The organism is Nocardia ignorata NBRC 108230, assembly GCF_001612905.1.
In the GTDB taxonomy this organism is placed as follows: Bacteria; Actinomycetota; Actinomycetes; order Mycobacteriales; family Mycobacteriaceae; genus Nocardia; species Nocardia ignorata.
In genome coordinates this window covers 1-22,400 of sequence record NZ_BDBI01000028.1, presented here as the reverse complement: position 1 = coordinate 22,400, position 22,400 = coordinate 1, and the positions used below count along the sequence as shown (strand labels likewise).

Annotated in this window: 23 protein-coding genes; 4 read left to right on the top strand and 19 right to left on the bottom strand. The window is 68.6% G+C overall.

What is annotated here, in order from left to right; all coding sequences use genetic code 11:
- Positions 1-252: 252 nt before the first annotated feature.
- Positions 253-972, top strand: coding sequence for a GNAT family N-acetyltransferase (locus NI2_RS22860; RefSeq protein WP_067493975.1), 720 nt, complete (start codon positions 253-255; stop codon positions 970-972).
- 6 nt (positions 973-978) lie between these two features.
- Here the strand turns inward: NI2_RS22860 and NI2_RS22855 are convergent, their stop codons facing one another.
- Positions 979-2,235, bottom strand: a complete 1,257-nt coding sequence (locus tag NI2_RS22855) for an aspartate kinase (RefSeq protein WP_067493971.1) — start codon at positions 2,233-2,235, stop codon at positions 979-981.
- Positions 2,236-2,437: 202 nt separating this feature from the next.
- On the opposite strand from NI2_RS22855, the gene NI2_RS22850 reads away from it, so the two are divergent.
- Positions 2,438-3,559, top strand: coding sequence for an ACT domain-containing protein (locus NI2_RS22850; RefSeq protein WP_084476648.1), 1,122 nt, complete (start codon positions 2,438-2,440; stop codon positions 3,557-3,559).
- Here the strand turns inward: NI2_RS22850 and NI2_RS22845 are convergent.
- A complete protein-coding gene (locus NI2_RS22845; RefSeq protein WP_067493965.1) occupies positions 3,549-3,824 on the bottom strand; it encodes a YggT family protein in 276 nt (91 codons plus the stop codon). The two genes, NI2_RS22850 and NI2_RS22845, sit on opposite strands and share 11 nt — an antisense overlap.
- Before the next feature lie 113 nt (positions 3,825-3,937).
- Positions 3,938-4,360, bottom strand: coding sequence for an alpha/beta fold hydrolase (locus tag NI2_RS34515; RefSeq protein WP_166655822.1), 423 nt, complete (start codon positions 4,358-4,360; stop codon positions 3,938-3,940).
- 33 nt (positions 4,361-4,393) lie between these two features.
- Here NI2_RS34515 and NI2_RS22835 point away from each other — a divergent pair, with 33 nt between their 5' ends.
- Entirely contained in the window at positions 4,394-4,951 is a 558-nt protein-coding gene (locus NI2_RS22835; protein ID WP_067494419.1) for a TetR/AcrR family transcriptional regulator, read from the top strand.
- Between the two features lie 40 nt (positions 4,952-4,991).
- On the opposite strand, the gene der is transcribed toward NI2_RS22835, so the two are convergent.
- The 11 genes from der to steA form a co-directional block, all read right to left on the bottom strand.
- Positions 4,992-6,407, bottom strand: coding sequence for a ribosome biogenesis GTPase Der (der, locus tag NI2_RS22830; protein WP_067493960.1), 1,416 nt, complete (start codon positions 6,405-6,407; stop codon positions 4,992-4,994).
- Positions 6,404-7,078, bottom strand: a complete 675-nt coding sequence (gene cmk / locus NI2_RS22825; protein WP_067494413.1) for a (d)CMP kinase — start codon at positions 7,076-7,078, stop codon at positions 6,404-6,406. The genes der and cmk overlap by 4 nt, the downstream gene beginning before the upstream one ends.
- 68 nt (positions 7,079-7,146) lie before the next feature.
- Positions 7,147-8,490, bottom strand: a complete 1,344-nt coding sequence (locus tag NI2_RS33225; RefSeq protein ID WP_084476646.1) for a pseudouridine synthase — start codon at positions 8,488-8,490, stop codon at positions 7,147-7,149.
- An 8-nt stretch (positions 8,491-8,498) separates the two neighbouring features.
- Positions 8,499-9,155: an SMC-Scp complex subunit ScpB gene (scpB, locus tag NI2_RS22815; RefSeq protein ID WP_067493957.1), complete on the bottom strand. Its 657-nt coding sequence runs from the start codon at positions 9,153-9,155 to the stop codon at positions 8,499-8,501.
- On the bottom strand, positions 9,152-10,033 hold the full coding sequence (locus NI2_RS22810) for a segregation and condensation protein A (RefSeq protein ID WP_084476644.1): 882 nt from the start codon (positions 10,031-10,033) through the stop codon (positions 9,152-9,154). Before NI2_RS22810 ends, scpB begins: the two co-directional genes overlap by 4 nt.
- Positions 10,030-10,923: a ParA family protein gene (locus NI2_RS22805; RefSeq protein ID WP_067494410.1), complete on the bottom strand. Its 894-nt coding sequence runs from the start codon at positions 10,921-10,923 to the stop codon at positions 10,030-10,032. The genes NI2_RS22810 and NI2_RS22805 overlap by 4 nt, the downstream gene beginning before the upstream one ends.
- 191 nt (positions 10,924-11,114) lie before the next feature.
- Complete coding sequence (gene xerD, locus NI2_RS22800; RefSeq protein ID WP_067493954.1) at positions 11,115-12,053, bottom strand: site-specific tyrosine recombinase XerD; 939 nt, start codon at positions 12,051-12,053, stop codon at positions 11,115-11,117.
- Between the two features lie 24 nt (positions 12,054-12,077).
- A complete protein-coding gene (locus NI2_RS22795) occupies positions 12,078-12,731 on the bottom strand; it encodes an NUDIX domain-containing protein (protein ID WP_067493952.1) in 654 nt (217 codons plus the stop codon).
- An 18-nt stretch (positions 12,732-12,749) separates the two neighbouring features.
- Positions 12,750-14,471 (bottom strand): CTP synthase, encoded by a 1,722-nt coding sequence (gene pyrG / locus NI2_RS22790; RefSeq protein ID WP_067493949.1) that lies wholly within the window; start codon positions 14,469-14,471, stop codon positions 12,750-12,752.
- Between the two features lie 192 nt (positions 14,472-14,663).
- Complete coding sequence (locus tag NI2_RS22785; protein ID WP_133734225.1) at positions 14,664-15,605, bottom strand: copper transporter; 942 nt, start codon at positions 15,603-15,605, stop codon at positions 14,664-14,666.
- Positions 15,602-16,801 (bottom strand): putative cytokinetic ring protein SteA, encoded by a 1,200-nt coding sequence (gene steA / locus NI2_RS22780; protein WP_067493942.1) that lies wholly within the window; start codon positions 16,799-16,801, stop codon positions 15,602-15,604. The genes NI2_RS22785 and steA overlap by 4 nt, the downstream gene beginning before the upstream one ends.
- Before the next feature lie 113 nt (positions 16,802-16,914).
- Between steA and NI2_RS22775 the strand changes: the two genes are divergently transcribed.
- On the top strand, positions 16,915-17,334 hold the full coding sequence (locus NI2_RS22775) for an SRPBCC family protein (protein WP_067493939.1): 420 nt from the start codon (positions 16,915-16,917) through the stop codon (positions 17,332-17,334).
- Here NI2_RS22775 and recN read toward each other — a convergent pair whose 3' ends face one another.
- From recN to NI2_RS22750, 5 genes are all read right to left on the bottom strand, one after another.
- A complete protein-coding gene (gene recN / locus NI2_RS22770) occupies positions 17,335-19,107 on the bottom strand; it encodes a DNA repair protein RecN (protein WP_067493935.1) in 1,773 nt (590 codons plus the stop codon). It lies immediately after the preceding gene.
- Positions 19,085-20,041: an NAD kinase gene (locus NI2_RS22765; RefSeq protein ID WP_067493932.1), complete on the bottom strand. Its 957-nt coding sequence runs from the start codon at positions 20,039-20,041 to the stop codon at positions 19,085-19,087. The genes recN and NI2_RS22765 overlap by 23 nt, the downstream gene beginning before the upstream one ends.
- On the bottom strand, positions 20,038-20,859 hold the full coding sequence (locus tag NI2_RS22760; protein ID WP_067493929.1) for a TlyA family RNA methyltransferase: 822 nt from the start codon (positions 20,857-20,859) through the stop codon (positions 20,038-20,040). Before NI2_RS22760 ends, NI2_RS22765 begins: the two co-directional genes overlap by 4 nt.
- Before the next feature lies 1 nt (position 20,860).
- Entirely contained in the window at positions 20,861-21,085 is a 225-nt protein-coding gene (locus NI2_RS22755; protein ID WP_243750108.1) for a hypothetical protein, read from the bottom strand.
- Positions 21,086-21,158: 73 nt separating this feature from the next.
- Positions 21,159-22,052, bottom strand: a complete 894-nt coding sequence (locus NI2_RS22750) for an HAD-IIA family hydrolase (RefSeq protein WP_067493924.1) — start codon at positions 22,050-22,052, stop codon at positions 21,159-21,161.
- Positions 22,053-22,400 lie beyond the last annotated feature (348 nt).

Genomic DNA, 22,400 nt, shown 5'->3' with positions numbered 1-22,400 from the left:
CGAGACAGACTACGGAGCGGTTTGTGACCGGACCGAGTCGGCGCCACCCGAATCGGGCCCATTTCGTGTCTTGCACACGCGCGCGACATACGGGTGCGTTCGAGTGTTTGAACGGCGCACGTTCGGCTATCGTCCATCCAGTTTCTTTTCGATGCTGCTGGATCGTTCGTGTCGCTTCGCCGAATCATGTGCCGCGTGAGGATCCACGCCTCGTGATTCGGTGACCCTCTCAAACGAAGGACGCCGGTCACCATGCCCGCACCCGTTATCCTCGACGGCCGCATCGTACGGCTGGAACCCCTTGCACCCCACCATGTTCCCGGTCTGGCAGCGGCCGCGCAGGCGCTGCGCGGTCAACCGGGGTTCACCGTTGTCCCGCACGGCGAACAGGAAGCGCGCACGTATGTCTTCCAGGCCGAGGCCGCCCAGCTGGCGGGTTCGGCGCTGGCCTTCGCCATCGTCATGATCGGTGACGAAAGCGTGGTCGGCGCCACCCGCTTCACCCGCCTGGATTACTGGCAGGGTCCGCTCACCTGGCCGCTGTCGGCCGAACCGGTCACCGCCTCCCCCGGCGGCGCGATTCCCGACGCCGTGGAGATCGGCAACACCTGGCTCACCCCCGCCGTGCGCGGTGGCCAGGTGAATCTCGACTCCAAGCTGCTGTTGCTCACCCACGCCTTCGACACGTGGCGGGTGCGCCGGGTGACCCTGCGCGCCGACGCCCGCAACCTGCGCTCCCGGGCGGCCATCGAACGGCTCGGCGCGGTCAGCGACGGTGTACGCCGGGCCCATTCCCGTGGCCTCGACGGCGAGGTGCGCGACACCGCGTTCTATTCGATCCTGCGCGACGAATGGCCGGGGGTGCGCGAGCGGATCATGGAACAACTGGCCGCTCGCGCCGCCCAACGGCGGGCGCCGCTCATCCCCGCCACCGCCGAGGCGTTGCGCGCCCTCACCGCCTCGATCGGCTGAACCGGGTCAGCGTCCCGTTCCGCCGTGCACGACGGCCACCTCGGCCCCACCCAGGTCGAAGGCGCGGTGCAGGATGCGCACCGCCTCGTCGAGCTCGGTGTCGCGGACCAGTACGGAGATGCGGATCTCGGAGGTGGCGATCAGGTCGAGATTGATGCCCGCCGCCGCCAGTGCCTCGCAGAAGGTCGCGGTGACACCGGGGTTGTTGCGCATGCCCGCACCGATGAGCGACACCTTGCCGACGCGGTCGTCGTAGCGCACATCGGCGAAGCCGATCTCGGCGCGACGCGAGCGCAACAGCGCGACCGCGCGGTCGCCGTCGGCCGCGGGCAGCGTGAAGGTGATGTCGGTGCGGCCGGTTCCGGTGTTCTGCACGACCATGTCGATGCCCACCTCGGCATCGGCCACGGCCCGGAACACCTGCGCGGCGTAGCCGGGTTCGTCGGGCACACCGACCACGGTCACCTTGGCCTCGTTGCGGTCGTGCGCGACGCCGGTGAGCACGGCCTGGTCGGCGGAGATGTCGGCCATCGAACCGAACACGGTGGTGCCCACGGTGTCGGTGTAGGACGAGCGCACGTGCACCGGTACCTGATAGCGGCGGGCGTACTCGACACAGCGCAGCATGAGTACCTTGGAACCGCACGCCGCCATCTCGAGCATCTCCTCGTAGGAGACCTGGTCGAGTTTCTGGGCGTCGCCGACAATGCGCGGGTCGGCGGTGAACACGCCGTCGACATCGGTGTAGATCTCGCACACGTCCGCGTGCAGCGCGGCGGCCAGGGCGACGGCGGTGGTGTCGGAGCCACCACGACCCAGTGTGGTGACGTCACGGCTGTCCTGGCTCACGCCCTGGAAGCCGGCGACCAGCACGATCTCGCCGTCGTCGAGAGCGCGCCGCACCCGGCCCGGATCGACCTCGATGATCTTGGCATTGCCGTGCGCGCCCGTGGTGATCACCCCGGCCTGTGAACCGGTGAGCGAACGCGCCTCCGCGCCGAGAGAATGAATGGCCATGGCCACCAATGCGTTCGAGATCCGCTCACCCGAGGTGAGCAGCATGTCCATCTCCCTCGGCGGCGGTGCCGGTGCCACCTGACCCGCCAGATCCAGCAATTCGTCGGTGGTGTCGCCCATCGCCGAGCACACGACGACCACGTCGTTGCCCTGCTTCTTGGTCTCCACGATCCGCTCGGCGACCCGGCGGATGCGCTCCGCGGTCGCGACCGACGAGCCACCGAATTTCTGTACAACCAGGGCCATCCCGCTGTCCTCTCCCTGCTCGCCCGCGAGGTACTCGCGGGTAACTCCCGTCGAGTATCCCGGCAATCCGGGCGTGGCTGGGTGATTTGTGACGCGAAAAGTGGTGCCGCCGTGCCGTTTCTGGCGCGATACTGGCCGCATGGGGGTGGCGCGCGTGCGTCGGCTCCGATGTTCGGCGGTTCTCGGCGTTAGGCGAATTCGTATGGCTACTCGGCACTTTCGTTCTAGTTCGTTGCGTGTCGCGGTGCTGGGCACCGGGGCGCAGGCCGGGGAGGTGGTGCGGATCATCGCCGAATCCGGTGACGAACTGAGCGCACGAGCCGGGGCGCGATTGACCCTCGACACGGACGCGGCCGACCTCGTGGTCGACACCACCGCGACCACCGAGAGCCTGGGCGCCGTCCTCGACGCGTTGCGGGCGGGCCGATCGGTGGTCACCGCGAATACCGCGCTCATCGCCTCGCACGGTGCCGAATTGATGTCGGCTGCTGAGGAATTCGGGGCGGATCTGTGTTTCGAGGCGGCCGTGGCGGGCGGGGTGCCGGTGGTCCGGCCGCTCACGCAGTCGCTGTCGGGTGATCGCGTGCGCGAGGTGCTCGGCGTCTTCGCCGCGGCCGACGCGCACGCGGCGGCGATCCTCGCCACGTTGGCCTTCCATACCCGGGTGGAGGTCACCGACGTGCATTTCGAGGAGTTCGGGGTGGCTCCGGCACACGACCTGGCGGCTGCCGACGCGTTGTCGTTGCGGTTGCGTCAGCTGACCGTGTGCACCCGCGTCAGTGAGCCCGAAGACGGTGGCAAGGAATGGATCTCGGTACGGGTGCATCCCGCACTGCTGCCTGCCGCGCACCCGCTGGCCAAGGTCGAGGCGCCGTTCAGCGCGGTGACGGTGGACGCCGAGGGCGCCGGGCGACTGATGTTCTCCGGTCGCGACGCGACGCGGGCCACCGCCTCGGCACTGCTCGGTGATCTGGTGAGCGCGGCGCGCAACCGCGTGAACGGCGGCCGGGCTCCACGCGCCTCGTATTACGCCGAGCTACCGGTCGCGCCGTTCGGCGACATTCCCACCCGCTACTACCTGAACCTGCGGGTCACCGATCACGCGGGCGCCCTCGCGCAGGTGGCCTCGATCTTCGCCGACCACGGGGTGAGCGTCGAGCGCGTGCGTCAGGAACACCACGGTGACGACGCCCACCTCATCGTCCTCACCCACCGCGCCCGCGAATCGGCGCTGGCCGACACGGTCGACGCCCTCACCGACGCCACCTGTGTGAGCGCGGTGCTCACCAGGTGGCGGGTCGAAGGTGCGCCGGTCACAGGCTGAACGCCACCGCCCGCAGGATCAGCACGGCGATGAACACCACGGTGAAGGCGAGGTCGATGGAGACCTCGCCGAGCCGAACCGGCTTGAGCACCTTGCGCACCGGCGCGATCACCGGTTCTGTCGCCGCATGGGTCACCGACCGGACCTTCCCCACCCACGGCGACCGATTGCCGAGCGTGTCGAGCCAGTCGACCACCATCCGCGCGATCAACAGCACCAAGAACACCGTCAGTACCCACCCGAGCAGGGTTCCGATGAGACTCATGACGCACTCCTTCCGGAGGCCACCGTCGACCTCCTACCGAAACAACGCCTCAACCGCCCCCAAGGTGTCCACTATGCACCGTTCTCAGCGGATTATCAGTCCGGACAGGTCAGTTACTCGGCGTGGCGCGCGTCGGTGTGTTCGTAGCGGCGGGCGAAGTCCAGGATGCGCGCGGTCACCTGACGGGAAATCTGATAGAAGAGCCCGTGCCCCACACCGGGGAAGATCTCGACCTCGCAGGTGGGCAGGTTGTCGCGCAGGCGTCGCTCGGCCCGTTGCGGATCGACCACCAACGACTCCGACCCGAGCAGCATCAGGGTCGGTGTCGTGATCGTCGCGAGTCGCTCGTCGGTGAACATCTTCGGATAGCCGATCGTCGGGACATACCCGAGAGCCGCCTTCACACCGGCGAATTCGGCGTCGGTCAGGGTGACGCCCGGGTTGAGCCGTGCGTTCATCGCGCGCAGATTCTTGTCCGTCGGCCGGGCACCGACGCGGAGCATCATCCACAGCAGGCTCCATTTGATCTTCGTCAAGGTGCCGCTCGGCTCCACGAGCGCCGCAGGGTTATCACCGATGCCGCGCGGCGGGTGATCGCGCGGGGCGGGCTCGACGCGGCCACGTTCCAGTCCGTCGCCGCCGAGGCCGGGGTGTCGGTGCGGTCGGTGCAGTACTACTTCGGCACGAAGCGGGAGTTCCTGCTCGCCACGCATCGCGCGGTGGTGGCGGATTCCGGCGCGCGGCTGGGCGCGGGACTGGCGGGCCTCGCGCCTGGCGCCGGACCACGCGACGTCGTCCGGACGATCCTGCTCGGACTACTCCCCCTCGATGAACCGAGCAGGCAGAACGCCGTCATCCTCGGGATCTTCCACGCGGCCGCGCTGACGGGCCCGGACATCGGATCCGCCGACACCGTGGGGGCGCCGAACTACATCGTCGACGCGGTCGCCGACCAGCTGCGGGCCTCGCGCGGCCCGGAGGCGGACGAGTCAGTGGTCCGCGGCGACGCCGAGGTCATCCTGCTCGCCCTCGGTGGGCTGGCGCAGGGCATGCTCACCGATGACGACTATGCCGCGCGCGCAACACAATTGGTGGATCACCTGCTCGATCGTGTCTTCGACGCATGACAAAGCCCCGGCGGGATACGCCGGGGCTTGTCGGGTCGAACTACTTTCTGCGTTCCTTCTTCTCGCGCACGCGCACCGAGATGCGCACGGGCGAGCCGTCGAAACCGAACTCCTCGCGCAGGCGCCGTTCCAGGAAGCGGCGGTAACCCGCCTCGAGGAAACCGGTCGTGAACAGCACGAACGTCGGCGGACGAGTGCTGGCCTGGGTGGCGAACATGACGCGGGGTTGGCGGCCGCCGCGCATCGGCGGCGGGGTGGCCGCGATGACTTCCTTGAGCCAGGTGTTCAACCGGCCGGTGGAGATGCGCTTGTCCCAGGACTCGAGCGCGGTCTCCATCTGCGGCACCAGCTTCGCCACGGCGCGACCGGTGTGTGCGGAGATGTTCACCCGCTGCGCCCACGGCACCCGCACGAGATCACGATCGATCTCGCGCTCGAGCATGTAGCGGCGATCCTCGTCGACCAGGTCCCACTTGTTGAACGCCAGCACCAGCGCGCGACCGGAGTCGGCGACCAGGCTGATCACCCGCAGGTCCTGTTCGGTGATCGGCACCGAGGCGTCGATCAGCATGATCGCCACCTCCGACGCCTCGAGCGCCGACTTGGTCCGCAACGAGGCGTAGAACTCGGTGCCGGTGGCATTGGACACCTTGCGGCGCAGACCGGCGGTGTCGACGAACTTCCACACCTTGCCGCCCAGCTCCACGAGGGAGTCGACCGGATCGACGGTGGTGCCCGCGACATCGTGGACCACCGAACGTTCGTCGCCCGCCAGCTTGTTCAGCAGGCTCGACTTGCCGACATTGGGCTTGCCGACCAGCGCCACCCGGCGCGGCCCGGCCACACCCGTGCCTTCGCGCGGGGTCTCGGGCAGTGCGGCGAGCACATCGTCGAGCAGGTCACCGGTACCGCGACCGTGCGCGGCCGAGACCATGCGCGGCTCGCCGAGGCCGAGCGACCACAGCGTCGCGGCCTCGATCTCGACCTTCTGATCGTCGACCTTGTTGGCGACCAGGATCACCGGGATCTTGGAGCGGCGCAGCTTGCGCACCGCCGCCTCGTCGGTCGCGGTCGCGCCGACGGTGGCGTCGACGACGAGCAGGATCGCGTCGGCGGTCTCCATCGCGACCTCGGCCTGCCGGGCCACATGCTGCTGCAGGCCCTTGGCGTCGGGCTCCCAGCCGCCGGTGTCCTGCACAAGGAAGCGGCGTCCGGCCCAGCTGGCCTCATACGAGATCCGGTCACGGGTAACGCCCGGAACGTCCTCGACCACGGCTTCGCGCCTGCCGAGGATGCGGTTCACCAGGGTCGACTTGCCGACATTCGGACGGCCGACCACCGCGACCGTCGGCATGGCGAGGTGTTCCTCACCCTCGCCCTCACCTTCGAGATCGGTGATCTCCCAGTCGGTTTCATCGATCCAGATACCGTCGCCCTCGAGTACGTCCTCGATCATCGCGACCCTCCTGTCGTGGCCGAAAGCTGCTGGGCCACCACGCGATACAGCTCGTCGATGGTCTGTTCCATCGTGAGATCGCTGGTATCGACGAGCACCGCGTCGGCGGCGGGGCGCAACGGCGAGACCTTGCGGGTGGAATCGAGGGTGTCGCGGCGCTGCACGTCGGCCAGCACGGCCGGGTAGTCGTCGCCGCGTCCCTCGCGGATGTTCTGGGCATTGCGCCGCTGGGCGCGCGCCTCCGCGGAGGCGGTGAGGTAGATCTTGGCGTCGGCATCGGTGAGCACGACGGTGCCGATATCGCGGCCCTCGACCACGATCCGGCCTGCCACGGCGGCGATCTCACGCTGCAGGGCGACGAGCTGCTCGCGCACCTGCGCCACCGCCGACACCGCGGACACGGCCTTGGTCACCGCGTCACCGCGGATCTCGGCCGACACGTCGTCGCCGTCGAGCTCGACGACCTCGTGACTGGGGTCGGTGCCGATCGAAAGCGGCAGCGCCGCAACGGCTTGCGCGATCGCCTCGGCATCGGTGAGATCCACGCCCGCACGCAGCACCCGCAGCGTCGCCACCCGGTACATGGCACCGGTGTCGAGGTAACGGGCGTTCAGGCGGGTGGCCAGCTTGCGCGACACACTGGACTTGCCGGTGCCGGACGGGCCGTCCATGGCGACGATTAGCGTGCCGTCGCCCGCGAGCCTGCCCTGGGCGGGTTCCACCGAGAAATCCACTCCGTTCACAGCTGCACCGCCTCGTAGAGTTTGCCGATTTCGTCGCGGCCGAGCACCCGAAGGGTGCCGGGACGCTGATCACCGAGTGCCACCGGACCCAGGTGCGTGCGGACCAGGCGGATCACCGGGTGACCCACCTCGTCGAGCAGGCGGCGCACGATGTGCTTGCGGCCTTCGTGCAGCACCAGCTTCACCAGCGAGCGGCCCTCGTAGGACTCGAGCACCATGAACTTGTCGACCTTGGCCGGACCGTCCTCGAGCTCGACGCCTTCGCGCAGCCGCTTGCCGACGAGCCGGTAGTTCACCTCGCCGTACACGGTGGCCAGGTAGGTCTTGGGCACCTCGAACGACGGGTGCATCAGGCGGTGCGCCATCTCGCCGTCGTTGGTGAGCAGCAGCAGACCCTCGGTGTCGGCATCGAGGCGACCCACATGGAACAGGCGCTGACCAGCGGCGATCCGTTCGGCCACGATGTCACCGACACAGGGGCGGCCCAGGTCGTCGGACATGGTGGACTGCCAGCCCTTGGGCTTGTTCAGCACCAGGTGCACGAGTTCGTCCCGCACGACCACACGGGTGCCGTCCACACGCACGACGGCGTTCTCGGCGTCGATGCGCAGACCCTGCTCGCGCACGATCTTGCCGTCGACCTCCACGCGACCCTGGGCGATCATCTCCTCGGCGGCGCGGCGCGAGGCCACACCGGCCTTGGCGAGCACCTTCTGCAGCCGTTCGCCTTCACCCCACGGGAGCTTCTTGGGACCCTCGGCGGTGTCGGCGTGCTGATGACGGGCCGGCTTGGCGTTGTTCAGGATCGTCGGGGCGACGACCTTGCGCTGCGGTTTCGCGGACTTCTTGTTGCGCGCCGCGAATGCCTGGGTGCCTGCCGACGTGCCGCTGCGCTGTCCGGCCGTGTCGCCACGCTGCCCGCGGTCGGCGTCACCACGGGGGTAACCGCCACCGTTGGCAGCGCCGGTGCCGCGCTGGTAACCACCGGCGGACGGGCCGCGACGGTCGCCACCGGCCGGTGCGCTGCGTCGATCGTCGCGCTGATAGCCACCGGGGGCGCTGCGACGGTCGTCGCGCTGGTAGCCCCCGGTCGAGCCACGGCGACCACCGGATTCGGCGTCGCGCTGGAAGGAGCCGGCCGACCGGGCCGCTGTCTGATTGCCGCGCTGGAAGCCACCCGCGCTGGTGCCGCGGCGGCCGGGGGCCTCGCCACGGGAACCGGCCTGACCGGTGCGCGCACTGCCGCCGCGGGGAGCCGCGGTTCGGTTCGCGCCACTACGGGGCTGGTCGCTGCGTTTTCTTCGATCCGGTGTGCCATCTCGGCGAGCGGAATTATTCATCTGTCCTGTCAATCGTCGGTGCCGAGATCCATGTCGGACTCGGCGGGTTTTTGCAGCCTGGTGTACCGGGGATCGGTGTCCAGGCTCTCGCTGATCTCGTCGATCAGATCGACGCCGGGAAGCAGCGGCGCCAGCGGTGGCAGGTCGCCCAGTGAGGCGAGCCCGATCCGTTCGAGGAACAACTCGGTGGTGCGGTAGAGCGTGCCGTTGGTTTCCGGGTCCTGACCCGCTTCCGCGATCAAGCCCCGCGCCAGCAGCGTGCGCATCACTCCGTCGACGTTCACCCCGCGAACCGCGCTGACCCGGGTGCGGGTCACCGGCTGGCGGTAGGCGACCACCGCCAAGGTTTCCAAGGCGGCCCGGGTGAGCTTCGTCCGGGCCCCGTCGAGCAGTACCCGCTCGACATAGGGCGCGTACTCCTGTCGAGTATAGAAGCGCCAACCGTCACCGACGAAACGCAGGTCGATGCCGCTGCCGCGTGCGGTCAGTTCCGCCGACATCGCGCGCAGGGTTTTCTCGACCCGTTCGCTGGTGTCGTCCAGGGCCGCGGCCAGCTGTTCTACCGGCGCGGGAGCGTCGACGACGAGCAGCATGGCCTCGAGCGCGGACCGCAGTTCCGCGTCGTCGAGCTGCTCAGAAGTGAGTTCAGCCACTGTCTCGCTCATCCGTAATCCTCCTCGAAGGTCAAGGCCGCCGCCTCGGCGTCGGGGTCGAGCTCACCGAGCCAGCTCACGGCCAGCGGGCCGAGCGGGTCGGGCTGGTCGAAGGCGATGGTCTTGCCGCGATACAACTCGAGCAACGCCAGGAACCGGGCCACGATTTCCACCGGAACAGTGCAATCGGACACCAGCTCGGCGAAGGTCGTCCACCCGCCGGGCCCGCGTTCCTTGAGCCGGGCCAGCACCAGCTCGGCCTGTTCGGCCACCGAGATGGTGTGCATGTGCAGATGTCCGAGCCCGACCTCGGGAACCGGTCGCGGCCGGAATGCGGCGGCCGCGATCTGGGCGAACGCGGCGACATCCACCCCGAGGGTCACTTCGGGAAGCAGCCCGGCGAACTGGTCTTCCAGCGCCACCGACCTGGGATACCGGCGCAGCGCGGCGGCTTCCAGCTCGGCGAGCAACTCGGCCACCTGTTTGAACGCGCGGTACTGCAGCAGCCGGGCGAACAGCAGGTCGCGTGCCTCGAGCAGTTCGAGGTCCTCGGCGTCGGTCATCTCCCCCGACGGCAGCAGCCGCGCGGCTTTCAGGTCGAGCAGAGTCGCGGCGACGACGAGGAATTCGGTGGTCTGATCGAGGATCTTGTCCGCGCGCAGCTTGGTGTTCTCGGCCAGCTCGGCGGTCAATGCCTTGGTGTAGGCGATGAATTCGTCGGTGACCTTGTGCAGCGCCACCTCGGTGACATCGAGTTTGCGGGAACTGATCAGCGTCAGCAGCAGATCGAACGGCCCCTCGAAGTTGGTGAGCCGCAGATGGAATCCGCTGGTTTCCGCCGGTACTGCCTCTTCGGGTACTGCTTGCACCGCAGGTTGTGCCTCGATCACCGGCCCGACCGGTGGATGACCTCGCGTGCCATGGCGCGATACGCTTCCGCACCCGCCGATTTCGGCGCCCAGGTGGTGATCGGCTCACCGGCGACGCTGGCGTCGGGGAACCGCACGGTGCGCGAGATGGCGGTGTCGTAGACGAGGTCGCCGAACACCTCGACCACGCGCGACATCACCTGACGCGAATGCAGCAGTCGGGCATCGAACATGGTGACCACGATGCCGTACAGGCTCAGCCGGGGATTGAGCCGGTCGCGCACCTTCTCCACGGTGTCGTTGAGCAGGGCGAGCCCACGCAGCGAGAAGTATTCGCATTCCATCGGGATGATGACCCCGTCGGAGCAGGCGAGCGCGTTGACGGTGAGCAGTCCGAGCGAGGGCTGGCAGTCGATGAGGATGTAGTCGTAGCGATCCCGCACTCCGGCCAGCGCCCGGCCGAGGGACTGTTCGCGGCCCACCTCGTTGACCAGCTGGATCTCGGCGGCCGAGAGGTCGATGTTGCTGGGTAGCAGGTCCATGCCGTCGACCTTGGTGGTCTGCAGCACGTCGTCGACCGAGGCCTTGCCGCCGATCAGCAGGTTGTGCACGGTGAGGTCGAGATCGTGATGGGCGACCCCGAGACCGGCCGACAGCGCACCCTGCGGGTCGAGGTCGACCAGCAGTACGCGGCGCCCGTATTCGGCCAGTGCCGCACCGAGATTGATGGTCGAGGTGGTCTTGCCGACCCCGCCCTTCTGATTGCACATGGCCACGACGAGCGCGTCGCCGTGCTGCTTGACCTGCGGTGGTTCGGGTACCAGGCGCAGCGGGCGGCCCGTCGGGCCGATCTCGACGGCCTCGGTGACCTGTTCCGGCCCACCGTCCCACGGTGTTTCCGCTGTCGTCACGATCCGCTGCTCCTTATACGTTTCCTTGCCGGTAACCCCTGTCGAGGGTAGCGAGGCCGGTTCGCCACCCACCTCACTTTCGTACGGTCCAGCTCCGGGTAGACGCTACCGCTCGCACCGCTCGGGTACGGCATGGCAACGCCGGGCGTGTTCGCACGATACCCGCTTCACTCGAAGTGAGGAGGTCACCCTCAGCGGGCGCGCGGGTGGGCCGTCGCCCACACTTCACGCAGGGTGCTCACCGTGACGAGGGTGTAGATCTGGGTGGTCGTCACCGAGGCGTGCCCGAGTAGTTCCTGCACCACGCGCACGTCGGCGCCGCCGTCGAGCAGGTGGGTGGCGAAGGAGTGGCGCAGGGTGTGCGGCGACACCGTCGCACCGATGCCCGCGCGTTCGGCGGCGGTCTGCAACACCTGCCAGGCGCTCTGCCGTGACAGCCTGCCGCCCCGGTTGTTGAGGAAAAGGGCGCCGCCGCTTCCCTTTCCGTTCGCGGCGAGCGAGGGTCTGCCGCGTACGAGGTAGGCGTCGACGGCGGCGAGCGCGGGCCTGCCGATGGGGACGAGGCGCTGTTTGCCACCTTTGCCGCGCAGCACGACGCACCGCTGTTCGGTGTCTATGTCGTCGACGTCGAGGCCGACCATCTCCGAGATGCGCGCGCCGGTGGAGTACAGCAGTTCCAGCAATGCCCGGTCCCGCAGGCCGCGCGGTCCGCCGTCGCCGGCTCCGCCCTCACCGCCCGCGGCTTCGAGCACGCGCAGAACCTGGTCGTAGGGCAGGGCTTTGGGCAACCGCCGACCCGGCGCGGGCGGTTTCACCGCGTGCGCCACATCGGTGTCGGTGATTCCCTCGGCCGCCGCGAACCGGTGCAACCCGCGCACCGCGATCAATGCCCTGGCCACGGACCCGGCGGCCAGCGGCGGATGATCCTCGCTGCCCGCCCGCAGCGCCATCGTGAATTCGGCTACGTCACCTTGCGATACGTCCCGCAGCGAGTCCACCCCACGTGCCGTCAGAAACGCCTGGTAACGGGCCAGATCACGACGATAGGCGCCGAGAGTGTTGCGCGCGGCGCCGCGCTCGACCGCAAGATGGTCGAGGTAGGCATCGATCTCCCGCGCCAGCACACTCATCCGCGACCGAGACGCCGTGTCACGTCACGACCGGGCGTCGGTTCGCGCCTCGGCCGCTTTGCGCCGCAGGAACGCCGTCGGCTGACCCGGCCACGGAGCGTCGGCCGGGCGCAACGCCAACCCGTTCGCCCGAGCCGAGGCATAGGCGAGGACGCCGGCCACCGCGGTGGCGTTCACGATCTCTCCCGACAGCGCCGCTCGCACCGCCTCGTCGAGCGGCATGCGCACCAATTCCAGATCGGCTTCCTCGTGCTCGGGATCCGGACGATGAGTCTCGGTGAGCCCGGTCGCGAAGAACACCCGCAGCGCCTCGTCGGTGAACCCCGGCGACAACGCCACATCCACCAGCACCGACCACTCGGCGGCGGCCAGGCCCGTCTCCTCGGCCAGCTCACGCTTGGCCGCCGTGAGCGGGTCCTCGCCGTCGATATCGAGCAGCCCGGCGGGCAGTTCGAGCAGCCGGGTGCGGATGGGATGGCGGTACTGGCGGATCAGTACCACCCGTCCCTCGTCGTCGAGCGCGAGGACCGCCACCGCACCGTGATGCTCGATGACCTCACGCTCGGCGACCCGGCCGTCGGGCATCGCCACCTGGTCTTGGCGCAAGGCCACGATCGCGCCGCTGTAGAGCACCCGGCTCGATACCGTCTCGAAGTCGTGCTTACCGGGTTCGCTCATCGCCGCCTTGCCACCGATTCAGAGTTCCGCGGCCTGCTCCGCGAGCTCTTCCTCCGGGAAGTCTACGGGAAGGCGTTCGGCCAGTTTGTATTTCAACGCGGCGTGGATCAGCGCGGCGAACAGCGGATGCGGCCGGGTCGGACGGCTCTTGAGCTCCGGGTGCGCCTGGGTGGCGACGAAGAACGGGTGAACCGAGGCCGGGTACTCCACGAACTCCACCAGGTGCCCGTCGGGCGAGGTGCCCGAGAACACCAGACCGCTCTTGGCGATCGCGTCGCGGTAGGCGTTGTTCACCTCGAAGCGATGCCGGTGCCGCTCGGACACGTGCTCGCTGCCGTAGGCCTGCGCCACGACCGAACCCTTCTGCAGGGTGGCCGGGTAGGCGCCCAGACGCATGGTGCCGCCCAGATCGGCCTCACCGGCGACCACGTCTTCCTGGTCGGCCATGGTCGAGATGACGGGGTTCTTGGTGTCGGGCTCGAACTCCGCGGAGTTCGCATCCGCGATACCCACCGAACGGGCCGCCTCGATCACCACACACTGCAGACCGAGACACAGGCCGAGCAGCGGGATACCGCGCCTGCGCGCGTAGCTGATGGCGCCGAGCTTGCCCTCGATGCCACGGATACCGAAACCGCCGGGGATCAGCACCGCGTCCACGTCGCGCAACGCGGCCTGCGCGCCCGCCTCGGTCTCGCACTCGTCGGAGGGCACCCAGCGGATCTGCACCTTCGAACGATGCGCGAAGCCGCCCGCACGCAGCGCCTCGGTCACCGACAGGTAGGCATCGGGCAGATCGACGTACTTGCCGACCAGCGCCACCTCCACGGTCTCGCGCGGCGAGTGCACCCGCTCGAGCAGGTCGCCCCACACCGTCCAGTCGACATCGCGGAACGGCAGCCCCAGCTTGCGCACGACGTAGGCGTCCAGGCCCTCGCTGTGCAGCACCTTCGGGATGTCGTAGATCGACGGCGCGTCCGGCGTGGAGATGCACGCCTCGACGTCCACGTCGCACATCAGCGCGATCTTGTTCTTCAGACCCTGCGGCACCTCACGGTCGCAGCGCAGGATCAGCGCGTCGGGCTGGATACCGATATTGCGCAGCGCCGCCACCGAATGCTGCGTCGGCTTGGTCTTGAGCTCACCCGAGGGCGCCAGGTACGGCACCAGCGACACATGCAGGAAGAACACATTGTCGCGACCCACATCGTGGCGGATCTGGCGCGCCGCCTCGAGGAACGGCTGCGACTCGATGTCTCCGACGGTGCCACCGATCTCGGTGATCACCACATCCGGCACATGACCCTGCAGATCCGGACCGGTCATCGCCATGATGCGGTTCTTGATCTCGTCGGTGATGTGCGGGATCACCTGCACGGTGTCACCCAGATACTCGCCGCGCCGCTCCTTGGCGATCACGGTCGAATAGATCTGACCGGTCGTCACATTCGCCGCACCGGACAGATCGCGATCGAGGAAACGCTCGTAATGACCGACATCCAGATCGGTCTCGGCGCCGTCCTCGGTGACGAACACCTCACCGTGCTGGAACGGGTTCATGGTGCCCGGATCGACGTTCAGATACGGGTCGAGCTTCTGCATCGTCACCCGCATACCGCGCGCGGTCAGCAACTGACCGAGGCTGGAAGCGGTGAGACCCTTACCCAAAGAGGAGGCGACGCCACCGCTCACGAAGATGTGCTTGGTGGCATTTCGAGCCTGATTCCGTTGATGACCCACGGACCACCACAGTACCGCCTCCCCGGAACTTCAAGCGCAACCGAGGTGGGTTGACTGTCGCGTCGGCCGCTTGCGGTTGGGTGGGGAGGACTCAGCCCGTACCCGGTGAGTTACCCATGTGCTTGCCAGATCAGCGGTTTTGTTGGGATCGCTGGCGCGGGATCTCGCCTTTTGTGGTGGTGAGAGTCTCAGTCAGCGGGGCATGGCTACGAGGGTCAAGGAGGTTGCTGACGGGCCTGTTCCGTAACGTCCGGCTACGCCGTTGAGTTGTTCGGGGAGGGCGAGGGCTGTTGTCACGCGGCCTGTTTCGCGGTCGATGTTGTCGACGGTGGTGACGGTGGTGGCGAGAGGGGCTTGGGCGCGGACGTGGGCGATGGGGGCGTTGCCTTCGGCGGCGCCCGGGCGGCCTGCCAGGACGGTGGCGGCGGTGCGGGCGCGGAGGGCGCCGGTGAAGCGGGCGATGGTGGCGCCCTGGCCGGAGTCGTCGGCGATGCCGTCGCCGGTGACGACAACGGCCATCTGGGCGGGGTCGGCCGGCGTGTCGCCGTAGGCGAGGAAGCCGCCGCCGCGCAGGGTTTCCAGGAGCAGGGCCTGTTCCTGGGGTGTGGCGCGGGGATTGTTGGTCGCGGGGTCGGTGAACAGGGTCAGGCCGAGCAGGTCGCCCGCCATGCTGCCCTGGTCGACGGCGCCGGTGCGCAGCTGCGCGCCCGCGGGGACGACATTGGTCAGCGCCGATCGCATGCGATCACCCTCACCGCTGTCGACGAAAGCATCGGTGAGTGCGATCCGGCCGGTCACCGAGGCGCCCGCCGTTTCGAGTGCCTTGCGTACGCCGTCGACATCGGCGGGATCGGCGTCGGGAGTGGTGAACACCAGCACGCGACGGTCGGCCAATGTGCCTGCCAGAATGCGGCCCGACGCACCGGCGATGAATCCGTCCGTCGCATCCAGACGACTGGTGAGCTGGGCGTTCTCCGCACTCAATGCCTCGACCTGGCTGCCGAGATCATCCTTGTCCGAACGCAGACCCGACAGCAGATCGGCGGCCACCGTCTGCGAACCGAGCACGACCCCGATAGCGAGAGCCAGGAAGATCGCCGCGATCGAAATGGCGTGCTGACGCAGCGAGATCACAGCTGGCCCCGTACCCACTCGACGAGCCGGTCCCAATACCCGGCGGCCACATCGAACACCTCGGACCCGCTCTGCGAAGCCAGAATCACCACGACCACCGCCACCAGTGCCGCCAGCACCACGAACGCCAGCGCCGCGCCGGTCGACCTATGCCGGTACAACGTCGATACCGCGTTCGCGTCCACCAGCTTCGCGCCGACCTTCAGCCGGGTCAGGAACGTCGCCGGATTGCTGTCGCGGCGGCCACGGTCGAAGAAGTCCTCCAGCGACGCGTGCGCACCGGCCAGCACGATCAGCGACGCGCCATGGTGATCGGCGAGCATCAATGCCAGATCGGTCGGTGACCCCGACGAGGGGAACGTCGTCGCGCCGATACCGAGATCCTGGATGCGTTCCAGCCCACGGGCATGGCCGTCGGTGTCGGCGGGCAGGATCATCTCCGCACCGGAACGCAAGGTGGGCGTGCTGATCTCGTCCGGATCACCGACGATCAGATCCGGCTTGTACTTGAGCTTGCGCAACGTATCCGCACCGCGGCCCACCCCGATCAGGATCGGCGCGTACTCCTTGATGAACGGCTTGAGCCGCTGCAACTCCTCGAGATGTCCCGGCCCGTCCGCGATCACGACCACATGCCGGTTGCGCAGATCCAGTTCGATATCGGGCACGCCGATACCGTCGATCAGCAGCGCGCTCTCGGTGCGCACGAACTCGGTGGTGTTGCCCGCGAAGGCGTCGAGGTGATCGGCCAGCCCGTTGCGGGCCTCGATCATCCGGTCGGCGATCGTCGACTCGTCGAACTCGATGCCCTCGACCAGGACCTCGGGTTCCTTCTTGGTCAGCTTGTCGGCATAGGCGACACCGGCATCGATGCGGATCTTCGCGCCGTCCTTGATCTTGCCGAACGCATCCGAGGAGACCGCGTCCATGAGCACGATCCCGTTGGCGACCAGCACCTCCGGACCGAGGTTCGGATAGCGACCCGAAATCGACGGCGACGTGTTGATCACCGCCACGACGCCCGCCTCGACGAGCCGGTCGGCGGTATGGCGATCCAGATCGGTCTCGTCCAGGACCGCGACATCCCCCGCACCGACCCGGCCGAGCAATCGCCGGGTATTGCGATCCACCCGCGCGATCCCGGCGACACCGGGCAGCGTTTCGGTGTTCCGTGACAACAACGCCGGCATCTTCATGAGCCCGATGATGAAGCCAAACCCTCAACCTTTGGTGGAGGCGCGCCGAGTCACCGACCGCCCGGATACCCGTATGCTCCCTGTCACAGATACTTCGATCAGGAGCAGAAACAATGCCGAGCAGCACTGTCGAGACGGTTCTCGACGCCCCACGCGATATCGTCTACCGCCTCTTCAGTGAGCGGGAGAGCGTGAGCCCCCACCTGCCTATCCAGGTCAAGCTCGTGAAGCAGGGCGACGCCGTCACCGGTGTCGGCGCCCAGCACCTGCTCGGCTTCGGCAAGCTCGGCGTCACCGAGGAGATCACCGCGCTGGTCCCCGGCGAGCGCATGGAGTACAAGATCGTCAAGGGTGCGCCGGTCAAGCGCCACGTCGGCATCATCACCTTCGCCGACACCGCCGAGGGCGGCACCCGCGTGGTCTACACCATGGAATCCGAGCCGTCGCTGCCCGTTCCGGCCAAGGCCATGGAGTTCGGCCTGCGCCAGCTGACCAACCAGCTCATCGGCGGCATCCGCAAGGCGCTGCGCTGATCAGAGCGAGACGCTTCGCTCTGATCGAGCGGTCTCCAGCAGTTCCTCCGCGTGTGCCCGGCCGGTCTCGGTGTCGTCGAGGCCGGCCAGCATGCGCGCCAGTTCCACCACCCGTTCCTCGTCGGTGAGGGTGCGAACTCCGCTGTCCACCTTGCCTTTTCCGTCGTCGGACTTGTTCACCACCAAGTGGGTGTCGGCGAAGGCCGCCACCTGCGGTAGGTGGGTCACGACGATCACCTGATGGGTGCGGGCCAGGCGGGCGAGGCGTTTGCCGATCTCCACCGCGGCCCGACCGCCGACGCCCGCGTCGACCTCGTCGAACACCATGGTCGCACCGTGGTCCGAGCCGGCAAGCACCACTTCCAGCGCGAGCATCACGCGCGAAAGCTCACCACCGGACGCGCTCTTGCTCAGCGGTAACGACTGCGCGCCCGAGTGCGCCGACAGCCGGAATTCCACCTCGTCGACGCCGTTGGACCCCGCGTGCAGGGTCGTCCCGTCGACGTCGAGCGGCGCGGAGTCCTGGGCACTGGCCCGCAGCGGCCGGACCTGAACTTCCAAGCGCGCCTTGCCCATTGCCAGCCCACCGAGTTCGGTGCTCACGGCGGCGGCCAGTTTGGACGCGGCCTTCGTTCGGGCGGCGCTGAGTTTGCGGGCGGCCTCGCGCACCTTGCCCGCGGCGGTCTCGACCTCGGCGGCCAGTTTGGCCAGGGCGTCCTCGGACACGTCGAGGGAGTCGAGGCGGGCGCGGGATTCGTCGGCCCACGCGATCACACCGTCGATGTCGGGGGCATATTTGCGGGTGAGTGATTTCAGTTCGGCCTGGCGGTTGAGCATCGTGTCCAGGGCGCTGGGGTCCGAGGGCAGTTCGGACAGGTAGCCGCTGAGTTCGGTCGTCACATCGACGACCACAGCGATCGCCTCACCGAGGCGCGGGGCGAGTGCGGTCAGGGCGGGGTCGTCGGCCGAGTCGAGGCGGGCGCGCGCCCCACCGAGCAGGTCGAGCACCCCGCCGCCGTCGGCGCTGGAATCGGCGGGCCCGGACAGCGCCTCGTGGGCGGCGGCAGCGGCCTCACGCAGCGAGTCGAGGTCGCTGAGCCTGCGGATCTCGCCGACCAGCCGGGTGTCCTCACCGGGTTCGGGTGCGATGCCGTCGATTTCGGCGAGCGAATGCTTGAGCCGGTCGGCTTCCAGAGCGAGTTCGCGGCTGCGGGCGGTGCGTTCGAGCAGTTCGGTGCGCGCGTCGAGCCAGGTGCGGCGGTGCACCTGGTACTTGCGCAGCAACGATGCCACGCCGTCGCCCGCGAACTGGTCGAGCGCGGCGAGTTGCTGTTCGGGACGCTGCAGGCGCAGCTGATCGTTCTGTCCGTGCACGGTCAGCAGACGGGAGGTGAACTCGCCGAGCACCGCCGCGGGCACGCCGCGACCACCCAGGTGAGCTCGTGAACGCCCGTCGCTGTTGACGGTGCGCACAGCGATCACGCTGCCGTCCTCGTCGGCCTCGGCACCGGCCGATTCCAGTACCTCGCCGATCGCGGCGCGGGCCGCGTCGTTCACGTCGTCGACGACGAAACGGCCTTCGACCACCGCTTTCGACGCACCGACCCGTACCCGGCCCGCGTCCGCGCGGGCGCCGCTGAGCAGGTGCAGGCTGGTGACGACCATCGTCTTACCGGCACCGGTCTCGCCGGTGAGCACAGTCAGACCCTCGTGGAATTGCGCGGTGGCCGTCGAGATGACGCCGAGTCCGTCAATCCTGATCTCGGTCAGCATCGGTGTCCTTCCCCGTTCGCTGTCTACCCCGCCAGCCCGTGACCGGCAGCTGGAACTTGCGCACCATCCGGTCGGCGAAGGGCGCGGAATCCAGCCGCACCCACCGCACCGGTCGTTCGCCGCGCACCACCTCGGCACGGCCGCCGCGTGGCAAGGCGAGCGTGCGCCGCCCGTCCAGGAAGACGATCGCGTCGTGCCCGGTGGCCACCGTTTCCACGGCGATCAACGATTCCGGGCTCGTCACCAGCGGCCGGGCGAACAGCGCGTGTGCGTTGCTGGGAATCACCAGCATGGCCTCGAGTTCCGGCCACACCACCGGACCACCCGCCGAGAAGGCGTACGCGGTCGAACCGGTGGGGGTGGCGATGAGAATCCCGTCGCAGCCGAAGGCCGAGACCGGGCGCCCATCCACTTCGAGCACCACTTCGAGCACGCCCATGCGCTGTGCGTTCTCGATGCTCGCCTCGTTCAGCGCCCAGCCGCGTTCGGTGACGACATCGTCCACCCGGACGGTGACATCGATGGTCAGCCGGTCCTCGACCCGGTAGTCGCGGTCGACCACCTGGGCGAGTGCTTCGTCGAGGTGTTCGGCCTCTGCCTCGGTGAGGAAACCGATGCGGCCCAGGTTGATGCCCAGCACCGGCACACCGCTCGGCCTGCCCAGTTCGGCGGCGCGCAGGAACGTTCCGTCGCCGCCGAGGGCCAGCACCATCTCGCAACCCTTGGCCGCCGACGGGCTGTGCGGGACGACGCGCACCGGGTATCCCCCCGGCTCGTCCTCGAACCGGGTGCTGTCGGCCTCGTCGGCCAGCACGCGCAGGCAGATGCCCGCCGCGGCGAAGATCTTCGCCACCCGGTGCGCCGTTTCGATGATCTCCGCACGTCCCGGATGGGCGACGAGCAGAATTTCGCGGCCGCTCTCATGCGAACTCACTGCGGCCCCTCCTCCACAGCCTGGGCGACCAGCGCCGCCACCTGTTCCGCGTCGTAGTCGAACGGTCCGACCTTGCGCAACCACAGAAAATATTCGACATTGCCCGACGGTCCCGGCAGCGGGCTGGCGACGACACCGAGGGTGCGCAGACCGAGCGCGCCCGCCGCCGCCGCGACCTCGCACACCACTTCGCTCCGCAGCGCCGGGTCACGGACCACGCCGCCGGAACCGACCCGTTCCTTACCGACCTCGAATTGCGGCTTCACCATCGGCAGCAGATCGGCGCCGTCGCTCACGCAGGCCGTCAGCGCGGGCAGTACCAGTCCCAGCGAGATGAACGACAGATCGCCGACGACCAATTCGACTGTGCCGCCGATGGTTTCAGGTGTGATTCCGCGCACGTTGGTGCGGTCGAACACGCGCACGCGTTCGTCGTTCTGCAGACGCCAGATCAGCTGTCCGTAACCGACATCGACCGCGGCGACCTCCCGCGCGCCCTTGCTCAGCAGCACGTCGGTGAACCCGCCCGTCGAGGCGCCCGCGTCCAGGCACCGCTTACCGGCGACCTCGAGCCCCTGCGGCTCGAACGCCTCGAGAGCACCCAGCAGCTTGTGGGCGCCACGCGACGCCCACGACACCTCGTCGGGTTCCTCCCGCACGATCAACGGTGTGCCCGCCTCCACGGCGGTAGCCGGCTTCACCGCGACAGTCCCGGCGATCAAGACCCGGCCCGCGCCGATCAGTTCGACCGCGTGTTCCCGCGATCGGGCCAATCCGCGGCGAACCAGTTCGGCATCCACCCGCGCTCGTCTGGCCACCTCAGATCTTGTCCACGGTCGCCAGGGCGTCCACCAGCACCTCGTGCGCCTGCTCGAGGATGCGCGCGCGGCGGGTGATGTCGGCCCCGGTCTCGGTGTTCTCCGCCGGTCCCGGTGTGGGTCGCTCGCCGAGTTCGGCGAGCAACTCGTCGACCTGGGATCTGATCCGGTTCGGGTCGGCCGGTACGTGATGCGCCTGAGCGCCCGGCAGGTGACTGCCGGGCATCGGGATCCCTGGTCGGGGTTGCGGTGACGCGCCGGGCGGCGGCGAACTCGGAGTATTCATCGTGATGTCAACGCTATCGGATTTCCGAATCGACCGCGCGCACCCGTACCGCCCTGCCCGGGTGCTGCCGCAACAGATCCGCGACATCGGCTGGCGCGACCGCTCTCGGCACGATCTCGGCGTTGAGGGCGTCGAGGGACTGCGCGATGTAGGTGGGCACCTGCGCGGGCGACGCGGCGGCCACCTCGTCGAGGGTGCTCACCCCGGTCAGCACGAGCAGCGAATCGAGGCCGAGACCGTTCGCACCCTCGATGTCGGTGTCGAGCCGGTCCCCGACGACCAGCGCGTTTCGGGTCCCCGCCCGCTCGACGGCGTCTTCCATCAACGGCGCGTAGGGCTTGCCCGCCACCAGCGGATCGCGATCGGACGCGGCCCGCAGCGCGGCGACCATCGAACCGTTGCCGGGCGCGAGTCCCCGTTCGTTCGGCAGCGTCCGGTCGGTATTGGCAGCCACCCACAGCACCCCCGCACGCAAGGCGTAGGCAGCCTCGGCAAGGTCGGGCCACGCCGTGGTCGGCGAGTGCCCCTGCACCACAGCCGCAGGCGGCACGTCCGCGAACCGGCGAACCGGCTTCAGCCCGACCGCCTCGACTTCGGCCGCGAGATCATCGGTGCCGACAACCAGCACCTCCTCCCCCGCCGACAGCCGCTGACCGAGCATGCGCGCGGCCGCCTGCGCACTCGTCACCACATCCTCGGCAGCCGCCGGATACCCCAATTCGGCCAGATGCCCCGCGACCTTCGCAGGCCCACGCGCCGCGTTATTGGTCACATACACCAACCGCTGCGCCGAATCACCCTGCGGCACAAGCGCTTCGGGTGCGCCATCGATCACCTCGGGCCCGCGGTACAGCGTCCCGTCCAGATCGAGCAGCAAGGCCTCATATTGATCCCGTAGCCGATTCACACACCCTCACTCCGTCGTCGTGCCGGGCCGAGTACATCTGCGACCCTAAGCGAGACCACCGACAAATTCGGCTCACCCCGAATCGCCCTCGCCACCTTCATGATCGAGCATCCCCACCACCCCCGACCCCCAGAGTGCCCATGTTCACCCCACCCCCCGGCGCGTCGCCCACTGGCACCACCCGAGTCCGCCATCTACCGCACTCCCAGCCCCCGCGGCACTGCTCGAGTCCACCACCTACTGCACTCTCAACCCGCGTGGCACTACTCGAGCCCACCACCTACCGCGCTCCCAGCGCGCGTGGCACTACTCGAGTCCGCCACCTACCGCCTTCCCGGCCACACGGCA

What these genes read in the sequence shown, in the direction of transcription:
- NI2_RS22860 (WP_067493975.1), top strand. Translation starts at nt 253, where the DNA reads ATGCCCGCACCCGTTATCCTCGACGGCCGCATCGTACGGCTGGAACCC.
- NI2_RS22855 (WP_067493971.1), bottom strand. Translation starts at nt 2,235, where the DNA reads ATGGCCCTGGTTGTACAGAAATTCGGTGGCTCGTCGGTCGCGACCGCG.
- NI2_RS22850 (WP_084476648.1), top strand. Translation starts at nt 2,438, where the DNA reads ATGGCTACTCGGCACTTTCGTTCTAGTTCGTTGCGTGTCGCGGTGCTG.
- NI2_RS22845 (WP_067493965.1), bottom strand. Translation starts at nt 3,824, where the DNA reads ATGAGTCTCATCGGAACCCTGCTCGGGTGGGTACTGACGGTGTTCTTG.
- der (WP_067493960.1), bottom strand. Translation starts at nt 6,407, where the DNA reads ATGATCGAGGACGTACTCGAGGGCGACGGTATCTGGATCGATGAAACC.
- cmk (WP_067494413.1), bottom strand. Translation starts at nt 7,078, where the DNA reads ATGGACGGCCCGTCCGGCACCGGCAAGTCCAGTGTGTCGCGCAAGCTG.
- NI2_RS33225 (WP_084476646.1), bottom strand. Translation starts at nt 8,490, where the DNA reads ATGAATAATTCCGCTCGCCGAGATGGCACACCGGATCGAAGAAAACGC.
- scpB (WP_067493957.1), bottom strand. Translation starts at nt 9,155, where the DNA reads ATGAGCGAGACAGTGGCTGAACTCACTTCTGAGCAGCTCGACGACGCG.
- xerD (WP_067493954.1), bottom strand. Translation starts at nt 12,053, where the DNA reads ATGAGTGTGCTGGCGCGGGAGATCGATGCCTACCTCGACCATCTTGCG.
- NI2_RS22795 (WP_067493952.1), bottom strand. Translation starts at nt 12,731, where the DNA reads ATGAGCGAACCCGGTAAGCACGACTTCGAGACGGTATCGAGCCGGGTG.
- steA (WP_067493942.1), bottom strand. Translation starts at nt 16,801, where the DNA reads ATGAAGATGCCGGCGTTGTTGTCACGGAACACCGAAACGCTGCCCGGT.
- NI2_RS22775 (WP_067493939.1), top strand. Translation starts at nt 16,915, where the DNA reads ATGCCGAGCAGCACTGTCGAGACGGTTCTCGACGCCCCACGCGATATC.
- recN (WP_067493935.1), bottom strand. Translation starts at nt 19,107, where the DNA reads ATGCTGACCGAGATCAGGATTGACGGACTCGGCGTCATCTCGACGGCC.
- NI2_RS22755 (WP_243750108.1), bottom strand. Translation starts at nt 21,085, where the DNA reads ATGCCCGGCAGTCACCTGCCGGGCGCTCAGGCGCATCACGTACCGGCC.